13 protein-coding genes are annotated in these 12,458 nt (G+C 48.1%); 2 read left to right on the forward strand and 11 right to left on the reverse strand.

The features are described 5' to 3' along the window. Positions 1 to 29: 29 nt before the first annotated feature. The 6 genes from deoD to QMK20_RS22455 form a co-directional block, all read right to left on the reverse strand. On the reverse strand, positions 30 to 737 hold the full coding sequence (deoD, locus tag QMK20_RS22430) for a purine-nucleoside phosphorylase (RefSeq protein ID WP_283653383.1): 708 nt from the start codon (positions 735 to 737) through the stop codon (positions 30 to 32). A gap of 54 nt (positions 738 to 791) precedes the next feature. Next, positions 792 to 1,973 (reverse strand): phosphopentomutase, encoded by a 1,182-nt coding sequence (deoB, locus tag QMK20_RS22435; RefSeq protein ID WP_283653384.1) that lies wholly within the window; start codon positions 1,971 to 1,973, stop codon positions 792 to 794. A gap of 32 nt (positions 1,974 to 2,005) precedes the next feature. Continuing rightward, positions 2,006 to 3,184, reverse strand: coding sequence for a NupC/NupG family nucleoside CNT transporter (locus tag QMK20_RS22440; RefSeq protein WP_283653385.1), 1,179 nt, complete (start codon positions 3,182 to 3,184; stop codon positions 2,006 to 2,008). Between the two features lie 77 nt (positions 3,185 to 3,261). Then, the gene (locus tag QMK20_RS22445) at positions 3,262 to 3,657 is read right to left on the reverse strand and encodes a cytidine deaminase (RefSeq protein WP_044644559.1); all 396 of its coding nucleotides are present in this window, start codon (positions 3,655 to 3,657) and stop codon (positions 3,262 to 3,264) included. Between the two features lie 30 nt (positions 3,658 to 3,687). Continuing rightward, positions 3,688 to 4,350, reverse strand: a complete 663-nt coding sequence (gene deoC / locus QMK20_RS22450; protein WP_283653386.1) for a deoxyribose-phosphate aldolase — start codon at positions 4,348 to 4,350, stop codon at positions 3,688 to 3,690. A 312-nt stretch (positions 4,351 to 4,662) separates the two neighbouring features. Continuing rightward, a complete protein-coding gene (locus QMK20_RS22455) occupies positions 4,663 to 5,598 on the reverse strand; it encodes a DNA-binding transcriptional repressor DeoR (RefSeq protein WP_283653387.1) in 936 nt (311 codons plus the stop codon). Between the two features lie 266 nt (positions 5,599 to 5,864). Here QMK20_RS22455 and QMK20_RS22460 point away from each other — a divergent pair, with 266 nt between their 5' ends. After that, positions 5,865 to 6,278 (forward strand): chemotaxis protein CheW, encoded by a 414-nt coding sequence (locus QMK20_RS22460; RefSeq protein WP_283653388.1) that lies wholly within the window; start codon positions 5,865 to 5,867, stop codon positions 6,276 to 6,278. 99 nt (positions 6,279 to 6,377) lie between these two features. Here the strand turns inward: QMK20_RS22460 and QMK20_RS22465 are convergent, their stop codons facing one another. The 5 genes from QMK20_RS22465 to QMK20_RS22485 form a co-directional block, all read right to left on the reverse strand. Further along, positions 6,378 to 7,496, reverse strand: coding sequence for a slipin family protein (locus QMK20_RS22465; RefSeq protein WP_283653389.1), 1,119 nt, complete (start codon positions 7,494 to 7,496; stop codon positions 6,378 to 6,380). 361 nt (positions 7,497 to 7,857) lie between these two features. Continuing rightward, a complete protein-coding gene (locus QMK20_RS22470) occupies positions 7,858 to 7,980 on the reverse strand; it encodes a hypothetical protein (protein ID WP_283653390.1) in 123 nt (40 codons plus the stop codon). 721 nt (positions 7,981 to 8,701) lie between these two features. Beyond that, positions 8,702 to 9,802, reverse strand: a complete 1,101-nt coding sequence (gene ribD, locus QMK20_RS22475) for a bifunctional diaminohydroxyphosphoribosylaminopyrimidine deaminase/5-amino-6-(5-phosphoribosylamino)uracil reductase RibD (RefSeq protein ID WP_283653391.1) — start codon at positions 9,800 to 9,802, stop codon at positions 8,702 to 8,704. Next, a complete protein-coding gene (locus tag QMK20_RS22480) occupies positions 9,799 to 10,563 on the reverse strand; it encodes a GTP cyclohydrolase II (RefSeq protein ID WP_283653392.1) in 765 nt (254 codons plus the stop codon). Before QMK20_RS22480 ends, ribD begins: the two co-directional genes overlap by 4 nt. A gap of 71 nt (positions 10,564 to 10,634) precedes the next feature. Beyond that, on the reverse strand, positions 10,635 to 11,738 hold the full coding sequence (locus QMK20_RS22485) for an FAD-dependent monooxygenase (RefSeq protein ID WP_283653393.1): 1,104 nt from the start codon (positions 11,736 to 11,738) through the stop codon (positions 10,635 to 10,637). A gap of 351 nt (positions 11,739 to 12,089) precedes the next feature. Between QMK20_RS22485 and QMK20_RS22490 the strand changes: the two genes are divergently transcribed. After that, positions 12,090 to 12,425 carry a winged helix-turn-helix transcriptional regulator gene (locus QMK20_RS22490; protein WP_069290443.1) on the forward strand — a complete coding sequence of 112 codons (336 nt, stop codon included), beginning with the start codon at positions 12,090 to 12,092 and terminating at the stop codon, positions 12,423 to 12,425. Positions 12,426 to 12,458 lie beyond the last annotated feature (33 nt).

The raw sequence follows: 12,458 nt of genomic DNA on the forward strand, positions 1-12,458 counted from the left end.
TCATTTCTCCTCACTGTGCGTATGATCGTTTACAGGGATATTGCTGTATCCAGGGCAACTTCCATCATTTCTTTAAAGGTCGTTTGCCGTTCTTCCGCTGTCGTTTCTTCACCCGTCAGCAAATGATCGCTTACCGTCAGAATCGTCAACGCGTTTACGCCAAATTTGGCTGCCAGCGTGTACAATGCCGAAGTCTCCATCTCGACACCCAGTACGCCGTATTCCATCAGCTTTTGTGTAATTGATTTGTCATCACGATAAAAGCTGTCCGAGCTGAACACGTTACCGACATGCATTTTTAAGCCCTTGGCAACACCGCGATCATAAGCGCCCTTTAATAAAGGGAAGCTGGAAATCGGCGAATAGTCGTAGCCGCCAAAAATATGGCGGTTCATGCCGGAATCCGTGCAAGAAGCCTGTGCCAAAATAACGTCACGAACGTGTACATGCTCCTTCATCCCGCCACATGTACCTACGCGGAACAAGTTTTTCACACCGTACTCACTAATGAGCTCATTGACATAAATACTGATGGACGGCAGTCCCATTCCGGTTCCCTGTACAGACAGGCGTTTGCCCTGATACGTTCCCGTAAATCCGAGCATTCCGCGTACCTCGTTGTAGCAGGTCACGTCTTCCAGATACGTTTCAGCAATAAATTTCGCCCGCAACGGGTCTCCAGGCAGCAGAATCGTTTCTGCAATCTCTCCTGGTTTGGCTCCAATGTGTACACTCATGTTTTTTATTCCTCCGTCCCATTTGTCCGAGCTTAATCCTGATTCTAATTCCGATTATTGAAGCTCTGCCAAAAAGCTCGTTCCGTGTTCAGGCAGCTTCACACCAAAGTTATCCGCTACCGTCGCTCCGATATCCGCAAACGTTTTACGTACCGCAAGCTCCTTGCCTCCAGCTGCAAAACGTGGGGAGTACACCAACAGAGGCACATATTCACGTGTATGATCCGTTCCCCGATACGTCGGGTCATTCCCGTGGTCTGCGGTGATAATCAGCAGATCTTCATCCGTCATTTTAGCGAATACCTCCGGCAGACGGGCATCATAATCGTCCAAAGCCTGACCATATCCCTGCGGATCACGGCGATGACCATATACGGCATCAAAGTCGACCAGATTCAAGAAGCTTAACCCGGTAAAATCTTCATCCAGCGTAGTCACCAGCTTATCCATACCGTCCATATTAGACACGGTGCGCACTGCTTTCGTAACACCCTCGCCGTCATAAATGTCGGAGATTTTACCCAATGCGATCACATCCAGACCTGCATCCTTCAACTCGTTCATTGTGGTACGACCAAACGGCTTGAGCGCATAATCATGGCGATTGGAGGTGCGGGAGAAGTTCCCAGCCTCTCCTACGAACGGACGCGCAATAATCCGGCCCAGCATGTACGGGTCTTCCAGCGTGATTTTACGACAGAACTCGCAAATCTCATAAAGCTCCTTCAAAGGTACAACTTCCTCATGCGCCGCAATTTGCAGCACCGAATCCGCCGATGTATAGATGATGAGCGCTCCTGTTTTCACATGTTCCTCGCCCAGCTCGTCAATGATTTCCGTTCCGCTGGCAGGCTTGTTGCCGATGACTTTGCGGCCCGTATGCTCCTCAATGCGCTGAATCAGCTCATCCGGAAAACCATCAGGGAATACGCGGAAAGGAACCGCAATATTCAAGCCCATGATTTCCCAGTGTCCGGTCATTGTATCCTTACCGTTGGACGCTTCCTGCATTTTGGTGTAATACGCCAAAGGTTGCTCAGCGGCTTGCATCCCTTCAATAGAACGAATATTGGACAGACCGAGCTTACCCATATTCGGCATGTTCAGACCGCCGCGTTCGCGGGCAATATGACCCAGTGTATCTACATCGTAATCATCAAACTGGGCAGCATCCGGCGCTTCGCCGATCCCCACAGAGTCCATAACAACCAAGTGAATCCGTTTGAATTTAGACATGATGAAATTCCTTTCCTAACTCGCTGTTTTTTTTACAAAAACAACCCTGCAATCGTTGCCGACAGCACGCTAACCAGCGTCGCGCCGTACAACAGCTTCAGACCAAAGCGGGCCACCACATTCCCCTGCTTCTCATGCAGACCCTTCACAGCCCCGGAAATGATACCGATGGACGAGAAGTTTGCAAAAGATACGAGGAACACCGATACGATCCCGATTGTGCGATCCGACAAGCCCGTTTGCTTGGTCAGATCCAGCATCGCCACAAATTCGTTAGACACGAGCTTGGTGGCCATAATGCTGCCCGCCTGAACCGCTTCGCTCCATGGAATCCCCATGACAAAAGCGATAGGCGCAAACACATAACCAAGCAAGGATTGAAAGCTTATTCCAAGCGCCCAGGAGAAAATCCCGTTAACCATGGCAATCAGCGCCACAAAACCGATCAGCATCGCAGCTACCGTAATGGCGACTTTGAAACCGTCCATAATATACTCCCCGAGCATTTCGAAGAAGGACTGCTTCTCTTCCTCCTGAACCTCCAGCAAATCATCTTCCTTCTCAATCTTGTACGGATTAATAATCGAAGAGATAATAAAGCCGCCGAACAGGTTCAACACCAAAGCAGTAACCACATATTTGGGGTTCAACATTTGCATGTAGGCTCCCACAATCGACATGGACACCGTAGACATCGCAGACGCACACAGCGTATATAGTCGATGCTTCGGCAGGAGACCAATTTGCTTTTTAACGGAAATAAACACCTCGGATTGACCCAGAATAGCCGAAGCTACAGCGTTGTAGGATTCCAGTTTACCCATTCCGTTTACTTTGCTCAAGACAAGCCCGATATATTTAATAATAAAAGGCAGCACTTTTACATATTGCAAAATCCCAATCAGCGCGGATATGAACACGATTGGCAGCAATACACCGATAAAGAACGGCGCCGCTCCTTCATTCGCAATCCCGCCGAATACAAAGTTAATTCCTTCCATAGCATATCCAATCAGACTGTTAAACCCTTTTGCAAAACCTTTGACCAGAATTTCACCAATCTCTGTATGCAGCAATACAAAAGCAAGTGCCGCCTGCAATACAACCATTACCACCAACGGACGATACCTGATTTTACGTTTGTCACTGCTGGCAACGTAAGTAAGTGCAAATACAACAAGCAGTCCCACCAGAGCAATTACATATTTCATTTTATTTTCCCCCTCATTACATTAAGCGCTTACATTACCCATAAAAAGAATGCGCCCCGAAAGAGGCATTCTTTTTTTTATTTCCCCAGATCGGCAGGTCGAAAAGCACCCGGCAGTAGTTGGTCCACCGTCCACTCTTCCGTGTTGCCATGAAGGTTGGTCAGATACACTTTGGTATCTGGTTGAGCAAATTCGGAAATCACCTGACGACAGGCTCCGCATGGAGACACAGGCCCTTCCGTATCTGCTACAATCGCAATGGCATCAATTTTACGGCATCCTTCGGATACCATTTTAAAAATCGCTGTCCGTTCCGCACAATTGCATAAGCCGTAGGAGGCATTTTCCACATTACATCCTCGATAAATCGTGCCATCGCTTCCGAGAACCGCAGCACCGACCTGAAAATTCGAGTACGGAATATATGCCTGTTTACGCGCCTCAAGCGCTTCCTGAATCAATTGATCCTTCATCGCGAATCCCTCCATGACTTTAAAATGAACTTAGTAGGAAGATGTAGACTGCTGGCCCTCGATGATTGTCACACCGGAACTTGCACCGATCCGGCTTGCGCCCGCTTCTACTAATTTCTGTACGTCTTCCAGACTGCGTACGCCGCCGGAAGCCTTAACACCAATCTCAGGTCCTACGGTTTTGCGCATCAAAGCCACATCTTCCACAGTAGCTCCGCCTGTAGAGAAGCCTGTCGAAGTTTTCACGAAATTAGCTCCTGCTTTGACCGACAGCTCGCAAGCCAGTACCTTTTCTTCGTCTGTCAGCAAGCATGCTTCAATAATTACTTTTACCAGTGTACCCGCGGCTGCTTCCACGACTGCACGGATGTCCTGCTCAACGAGCTGTAAATCACGCGCTTTCAAAGCGCCTATATTAATAACCATATCAACCTCAGTCGCACCGTTAGCAATAGCATCCTTCGTTTCGAACGCTTTCGTTGCCGTCGTATTGGCTCCCAGCGGGAAACCGATAACGGTACAAATGTTCACACCTGTTCCTGCCAGTTGCTCTGCCGAGTAAGCTACCCAGGTCGGGTTCACACATACGGAAGCAAACTGATATTTCTTCGCCTCAGCGGTCAATTTTGTAATTTCATCCTTCGTCGCGTCTGCACGCAACAATGTATGGTCGATCAATCCTGCAATGTTCATTCTCTAAACGCTCCTTCATTAGAGAGATCGTATTAGGACCGATGTCCTTTACTTCTCTGTGATAAGACCATCATAGCACGGCATTGAACATATGTAAAACACATTTTGAAATTATGTTCAAGCCTGCACATAAGACGTTATCTACAGTCCACATTACCCATCTATGAACTGAACTTAAAAGTTACCTATTGCGCCACTTTGCGCCACTGCGCAGTCGGATGGTGCTTCGCTTGTACAGCACCACTCCGCCTACTCCGTTTTAACTGTTCATTTTTTAGTTTAGCTTATATTTCCTCACGCCGAACCATATGTCTACTGTAAAAGTGCCTGTGCCGTAAACTGATCCGTCACCAAAATATTCGCATACTTACCACGCAGCGATGCCCGTATGGCCTCCACTTTGCGCTGTCCTCCTGCTACGAGAATCGCCTTCTCCTTCTTGCGCAAATCAGGCAAATCAATGCCAACGGTACGACTGTTAATTTCCTGACTACATATATTGCCCTCATCATCAAAAAAACGTGAGCAAATATCGCCCTTGCCGATTTTTTGCAACAACTTCTGTTCCTCATGGTTAAAATAGCCCAATCTGAACAACAGCGCATCCTCTTTGACCGTCCCCACCGTAAACACGGCAATGTTCGCCTGCTTGCCAAGCTCAATGATACGCTGGATGTGCCGATCCTCCTCGACCATTTTCTTGACGGCGTGGCTATCAAAAATCACAGGCAACGGCAAATACCGTGCAATCGTGTGAAAGGCTTCCGCGAACAAATTCACCGTCTCCACGGCATACGTGTTGACATGCGAATGGCTTACGCCTCCTTTGAGCTGAACGACCTCGACGCCCTTCACCTGCTTTTGCTGGAGATGAAGCGCCACCGCATGCATCGTCGTTCCCCACGTCACTCCAATAATATCTGCATCTTGTACCGTTTCATGCAAATAATCGGCAGCTTTTTTGCTAATATGCTTCTTGATCTCCTGATATTCATTTAACGGCGAATAGCAGACCAGAACGGTATCCAGCCCGTATTTCTTCTTGATCTGCTCTCCGAGCTCATCCATATCCTCCATCGGATCAACAATACTGATTCTCACATATCCCTGTTCCTTGGCAGCTTGAAGCAACCGCGATACCGTGGGACGCGATACCCCGAGTCTGACTGCAATTTCTTGCTGGCTATAGTCGTTCAGATAGTATAATCTGGCTGCCTCGATACTTAGACGCTGCTTTTCATGATCCATTCTACCTCAACCCGCTTATCTTAAAATGTAGTGCCACCGGACACAACTTCAATCTCCTAAAGCATCTCATATTAGGAGAAACTGAGCGCCATGCCTTGGCCATTTGGAAGATTTAACTGCTATTTTGTGATATTCTGTGAATAGAACCTGGCTACATAGCACCTTCAACTTTATCTTTCCATTTGTTAAAACGCAATAGTTAACCCATTTTAACGTCACTTCACAACCTGTAGTAGTCTTATCTCAAATGTAAGGAGAATTGGCCTATGTCCGAATTTATTGTGTGCAAACTGGCGAGCAAAACGTTCGCTTTAAACTTTGTAGAAGTGGAAGAAGTCATGAATGCCAAGAAAGGAACACCGCTTCCTTTTTCCGAGTCATGGCATGAAGGAATGGTCACCATTCGCGGTGACGTATTTACGATCCTGAATTTGCGCAAAAAACTGCTGCTCCCTGCTTCAGGCGAGTCCTCCGAGGACAAAATGATTTTGCTCAGCCGGGCAAAAATTGCTCTGCTCGTCGATCAGGTAGAGGATACGGCTTCCGACCTGGACAGTCAGTTGAAAAGCAACGAGGAAGAGTGGCAACGCGAGCTGTTTCCTACCGTACTGGAGCATCAGGGCGCTCTCGTTCCGGTGATTGATATGGACGCTTTTCTCGCTTCGACTAAGACGAATTAAGCGTATTGATGTAAAATACCACCCAAAGCTTGAGCCGTCTCGCGCTCATCTTTTGGGTGGTATTTTGCGTTAAGGGGCGTGAAACCTACCGCTATCCCTCTATACGGTCCCCTGTCCATCCTTCATGTGAACCAGCGTGTTCAACTGTTCCAGCAGCGTATTCCCGCCAGTCAGCGAAATGGTACCAATCTTCTCGCAGATTTTTTCCAGAAACTCCAGCTCTTTGAGACGGTAGAGGGTGGCATTTTCGTCCATCAGCTTGGCGGTATTCAGCAGACTGCGAGTGGACGCCGTTTCTTCGCGCCGTGTGATGAGATTGGCTTGAGCCTTTTTCTCTGCCAGCAGCACCGTGTTCAAAATATCCTTGATATCCCCCGGCAAAATGATATCCTTCACCCCTGCCGACGTAAAAGCGACCCCATATTCGCCGCTTTGCTCATTCAGTCGGGTCAAGACATATTCCGCAATTTCCTGCTTCATTTTCAACAAATCATCCAGCTTCATCGTTCCGACATACTCACGCAGCACCAGTTGAAGCATAATGTACATTTGCTCCTCGAATGCCCGGAACTCCAGCGCCCGCAGCGGGTCAACAATGCGGTACTGACAGACGAAGTTCAGGCGCAGTGTGATTTTGTCCTCTGTCATGATTTCCTGCCCCATCAGGTCCATCTGCTGCTGACGCAAATCTATCGTTCTGATCTCCGTGTTCACCGTCGACATCCAGAAGTAATATTTACCCGGCTTCAGCTCGCCTTGCAACACGTTATCATAATACAGGAAGCCCAGCTCATAGCTTGCCACCTGAAGCGCCTTCCAGAAGCCCTGTGTCTTGGCCAAAAAGGCTTGCCCCAACGCCTTATCAATCGCAGGCTGCCGGGTATCCGCATGAACAAAACGATGCTCCTTGAGCACGTTCCAGAAGGCATATTTCCCAGCGGGCAGCAGCTCCACGAACCGATTATCCTCATAATGCAGCACATATTCATAATCCTCTACATCGACGACACTCAATTGCTCCAGCAGATCGGAATCCGTCAAAAACAAACGAATATCATGATCCGGTACAAAAAACGGTTCGGCAACATTTAAAATTTCAACCGTTTCCTGCTGAAATGTCTTCAATACGTAAGTCCCTGGGAGCAGCAGTTTGTGATAGCTTCCCTTTTTAAACAGCAGCCCGCGCTCATCCGATTTAATCGTTATTTTCTTAAACATCGTATCACTCCTAGTATTTAAAATCCTCAGCTTAAAAGTGTGCTTTTTTCTACGTGTGGCGGCTCCGCGGTCCATTTGATCTTCCGATCGCTGTTGCAGTGGAATTCCTAGGATTGATAAAACATTCAAAGGTAGGAATTCTACTGCAAAGGCGAACGCTTCGCTTCTTCAGATTCAAATGGACCGCTCCGCTGCTGCCCGCCTTAAAATCAACACATTTTTAAAATGAGGATTCTTCATTTTTATTCGTTGTAGTAGGGTTAGTGACCCTTGCAGAGCATCCCTCCGGTGTGGACGGCGGGGCCAAGCTTGAGGAAAAAGGAAGGTTCCGCCTGTTCCCGTGTTGCGAGGATGGAATTCATCAGTCCAACATCGACTGTAAACTCATATCTCCCGAAGCTTCGGAGCCTGTCAGCGCTTGCTCTCCCCGGTATCCGCTGGCCGCATAGCCACCTCCCCGATTTCTGTCATGTGGACCAGACATGGGATACTCATTAGGGTCTTTGTAGTGGTTTTTTTCGATTTTTTAAATACTCTACCATGAGTCGCGTGGAAGGCGATTGGGATTCGAACCCTAATTTGGTGGATACATCAGATTTACAGGATACCTCACCCGATCAGGCAGGCACTGCGGGACCATTTGAAATCCTCACCTCGGTAATATCTTTCTGTATCAGCCTTTATCATTATCACGCACACCCGCACTCACGAACATGGCGAAAGTATTACGACTCCATAAAAAAAGAAAAAAAAGACACCTGAGAAGCACATTCGCTTCCCTCGTGTCTTTTGCCATATTGCAATATATGTAAACTTCTTCATTCCCTAAACCATTCACACCATTAGGTGTTCACCCTATGAGTTATTCATCCCAATAACCATTCACCCTAATAAACGTTAGGTATACAAAAAAGAATCCTCCAGGCTTGTAGCCCTTCAGATCCTCAATCTTTGAAGTCTTTAAGTCTTTAAGCCTTTAAGTCCTTTTGCCCTTCCCCCATTGCTCCACACCATTTCGGAAAAATGAGTTACTTTGTGGCGGGTAGTAGCGGAGCGGAGGGGTTGAATCTGGAGAAGCGTGAGCGTTCGCCTTTGCAGTGGGATTCTTACCTCTACATGTCTTATACAATCCGAAGAATCCCACTGCAACAGCGATCGGAAGATCAACCCCTTCGCGGAGCGCTTTCTCCCACCCACAACCTCACTCATTTTTCCCGCCCAAAATACCCTTCTATTTTCCAATCCACGCCAACCTGCGTTACGCTCAAATCTTGTAGCCCAACCGCATCGCTCATGGCGGACACGCCTTCTCCCCCGAGAAAGCCCGGTGCTCCACGCCCTCCAACCAGCTTTGGCGCAATATACAGCACGAGCTTGTCTGCCAGTCCTTGCTGCACGAACGAAGCGTTCACCTCGGCCCCGCCTTCCACGAACACCGAAGATACCTCCGCCGTACCCAAAATATCCAGCATTTGCGGCAGGTTGACCCGATCACTGTTTTCATCCTGTGTCGGATATACCTTTACACCCAACTGTTCCAGCTGATTCCGCTTGCCTTCATCATAAGCACGTCCTGTAAATATCCAGGTAGGTGCCTCACCATCTGTAATAACACGGGCATCCAAAGGAATGCGTAGCGTGCTGTCCAGAATAATGCGAATCGGATTCCGACCTTCTGGCAGACGAGTTGTAAGCTGCGGATTATCGTGAATGACTGTCTGTACACCGACCAGTATCCCTACATGCTCGTGACGAAGGCGATGCACATCCTCTCGTGCAACCTCGGACGTTATCCATTTGCTTTCCGAGGTTCGAGTGGCAATTTTGCCATCCAGCGTCACCGCTGATTTGATCGTGATAAAAGGACGCTTGCTCACGATATATTGGTTAAACACTTCATTCATGCGGACAGATTCCTGCTCACATACCCCAACGATGACCTCAATACCCGCATCCTTCAGGATTTGTACCCCTCTGCCCGAAACCAGCGGATTAGGGTCCAGCGCCGCAATAACGACCCGACGAATGCCAGCCTTCACAATCGCTTCCGCGCACGGGCCTGTCCGTCCATGGTGGGAACACGGCTCCAGCGTCACATAAATCGTTGCTCCCTGAGCATGTTCACCCGCCATAAGCAAAGCATGAATCTCGGCATGTGGCTCGCCAGGCTTCAGATGAGCGCCAATCCCGACAATGCGGCCGTTGTTCACAATGACCGAGCCGACGAGCGGATTCGGTTCCGTTTGTCCCTTTGCACTTTTGGCATTTTCCAGCGCCAGACGCATATATTTCTCGTGAGTGGTCATAGAACCTCCCTGAAATCGAAATCCCGCAAATGGCCGGACCGTTCCACCTTCGTATTTAAATACCGTTCATTATATTGCGACACATCACCCCACAACGGCATACGCCCTGCGACATTCATACCGGATTGCTTCAAGGCTTCCAGTTTTTTAGGGTTATTCGTAATCAAGGTTACTGGTTTTTGTCTCAGGTGACGGAGCACATTAATCGCATCCGCATAATTGCGAGTATCATCTTCAAAGCCCAATTGGTGGTTGGCTTCGACGGTATCCATACCTTCTTCCTGCAAAATGTAAGCCATTGCTTTGCTAAACAAGCCAATCCCACGGCCCTCATGGTTTGCCAGATAGAACAACGCACCCGTTCCGTGCTCCACAATCATTTTCATGGACTGGTGGAGCTGAAATCCGCAATCACAACGCTTGCTGCCAAAAATATCTCCAGTATGACAAATGCTATGCATACGAACAAGCGCCTTTTCCGACTGTTGAAGATCGCCGTACACCAGTACGCTCGATTGCTGCCCCTCTGCCAAATTCAGTGTGGACAAACGCTTCACAATCGTGTCAGCGGTGGCATTCATCAAGTCCTGACGATCTTCCTCATCCCGTACAGGCAACCAGCAATACCATTGAAAAACAACCGTTTCCCCTTCCAAATTGACTGGCAGCTTAATCGGCCCTACCAAAATCGTCGAAGATTGCTCTCCGCGAATCGTTTGAATTTTATCATTAAGTAACGTAGCTACGTCTTTTTGGTTCATCTCTCTGCACCGTCCTTTATATAAGCTCTATCCATCCGGAAGCCCCGGCTATTTAAAGGCTAATCGCTGATTTATATGATTTGATTTTCTGCTTGTAAAAAATATTCATGAAACGTGGATTCCATCGTAAGCTGTCGTTCCTGAAGCTCTGTGACAGTCTGCCGCCGCTCGTCTTCGAACTCTTTTAGGCCCGCTGCGGTATATCCACCCTCCTGACGCAAACGAAGAAGCTCACTCGCCAGTACATCGGCATCCTTCAAGGCGGCGTTCAAGCCAAAAGCTCCGGAAGGTGTCATGGTATGCGCCGCATCTCCAATGAGGACCAGTCCGTTCCGCGACCACGTATCACTGCGGCTGCTGAAAATATCCAACGGTACGAAGTCCTTCCACGAACGAATGTGATCATGTACGCTATGCTCTAAGTCCGGGAAAGTCTCAACTAACAAGTGTATGAACGGTTCGAAAGACTGCTTGAACAAAGTTTGGAAGCTACCTTCCTCCACATTCCAGCCTATTTGAATATAACCCTCAGCCTGCGAAAATAAAGACAACTGCCGCCCGTTGACCAATGCCAGACGTGTGACAGGCTCCCATCCGGCAGGTGCAGTAATTTTGGCCCACAGCAGATCATAGCCGTGTCTGATATTCGTCACTGGCATCTGCGCCAGCTTGCGCACGGTCGAATAGCGACCATCTGCCCCGACAATAACAGAGCTGCGAATCGTAACCTCATCGCCGTTCTTATCGCAAGCGATCAAGCCCGTGTATCCCTGCTCGCTATCGCCTTCCAGCGCAGTCACTGTCGTGCCCGCCAAATAACGAAAGGACTCATACGTAGCCGCCTGCTTGAGCAAAGCGTCCAAAAAATGAGGCTGTGGAATATGGACCCCTACATTACCGACCGCTGGCTCAATCGTCTTCACCTGCTGCTGATGCTCCCAATATTCGATTCTCGTCGAAGCGAGGATGTAGTCCTCATGAATTTGTTCGAGCAGCTTATGCTTTTGGATCACTTGCTGACCCTCATCATTTAAAATTTCGCCGCGAAAAGCCTTTCCCGCCACGCTCTGCCGCTCAACCAATATCGTCGAAACACCTTGCTCCGCCAACAAACAGGATAACAAGGCCCCGGCTGGTCCCCCTCCAACTACGCACACTTCACATTCCAGCTTCATCTGACTTCCTCCTGCGCCTAAACCATGACCTCAACAATTAGTCCGTACCTGTTAATTTAATTGCATCGTTATAATATCAAATTTTAAGCATTTTGCAACAATCCCAAGAGCGATTTCGAATCAGCAATATATAGATCGAAGCGGTTTAGTTCGTCTATATATTGTACTTTCGAGCGTGGGGAATCGAATGATGGAAAATGCTATATATACGTCCGTATCGAATCCGACAAGTTACTTTATGTAACAAAGTATATTTATATCATTCTATTTCGTCAAGTAATAAATTTATGTAAAGTAAAATCATTTACTTTTAACAGTGGATCGTTAATAATAGGAGCATGAGGTGATCACATGAACATTCCGCAAATGTGCCCACGGTTTGAAAAAGCCATGGAGCTACTGAGCAAACGTTGGACGGTATTAATCGTGTTTCAACTAACTAACGGTCCGCAACGATTTGTCGCGATTGAGAATTCAATCCCCAATTTAAGCGGGAAGGTCCTTTCCGATCGCTTGAAGGAGCTTGAGGAAGAAGGAATCATACAACGTATGGTTTATCCCGAGAAGCCGGTTCGGATCGAATACTCCCTTACGGATAAGGGACGCGATTTAGCGCCGTTGTTTGACCATATCGGGACTTGGGCTACCCGCTGGATTGAAGTTCTGCCAGCAATTGAGCAGCAATAACCTGCGTTAAATCAACACGGACACAGACTGCTA

The sequence above is a fragment of the Paenibacillus sp. RC334 genome, assembly GCF_030034735.1.
Classification (GTDB): domain Bacteria; phylum Bacillota; class Bacilli; order Paenibacillales; family Paenibacillaceae; genus Paenibacillus; species Paenibacillus terrae_A.

Coding starts and splice junctions, on each gene's coding strand:
- deoD (WP_283653383.1), bottom strand. CDS start 737: ATGAGTGTACACATTGGAGCCAAACCAGGAGAGATTGCAGAAACGATT.
- deoB (WP_283653384.1), bottom strand. CDS start 1,973: ATGTCTAAATTCAAACGGATTCACTTGGTTGTTATGGACTCTGTGGGG.
- QMK20_RS22440 (WP_283653385.1), bottom strand. CDS start 3,184: ATGAAATATGTAATTGCTCTGGTGGGACTGCTTGTTGTATTTGCACTT.
- QMK20_RS22445 (WP_044644559.1), bottom strand. CDS start 3,657: ATGAAGGATCAATTGATTCAGGAAGCGCTTGAGGCGCGTAAACAGGCA.
- deoC (WP_283653386.1), bottom strand. CDS start 4,350: ATGAACATTGCAGGATTGATCGACCATACATTGTTGCGTGCAGACGCG.
- QMK20_RS22455 (WP_283653387.1), bottom strand. CDS start 5,598: ATGGATCATGAAAAGCAGCGTCTAAGTATCGAGGCAGCCAGATTATAC.
- QMK20_RS22460 (WP_283653388.1), top strand. CDS start 5,865: ATGTCCGAATTTATTGTGTGCAAACTGGCGAGCAAAACGTTCGCTTTA.
- QMK20_RS22465 (WP_283653389.1), bottom strand. CDS start 7,496: ATGTTTAAGAAAATAACGATTAAATCGGATGAGCGCGGGCTGCTGTTT.
- QMK20_RS22470 (WP_283653390.1), bottom strand. CDS start 7,980: ATGTCTGGTCCACATGACAGAAATCGGGGAGGTGGCTATGCGGCCAGC.
- ribD (WP_283653391.1), bottom strand. CDS start 9,802: ATGACCACTCACGAGAAATATATGCGTCTGGCGCTGGAAAATGCCAAA.
- QMK20_RS22480 (WP_283653392.1), bottom strand. CDS start 10,563: ATGAACCAAAAAGACGTAGCTACGTTACTTAATGATAAAATTCAAACG.
- QMK20_RS22485 (WP_283653393.1), bottom strand. CDS start 11,738: ATGAAGCTGGAATGTGAAGTGTGCGTAGTTGGAGGGGGACCAGCCGGG.
- QMK20_RS22490 (WP_069290443.1), top strand. CDS start 12,090: ATGAACATTCCGCAAATGTGCCCACGGTTTGAAAAAGCCATGGAGCTA.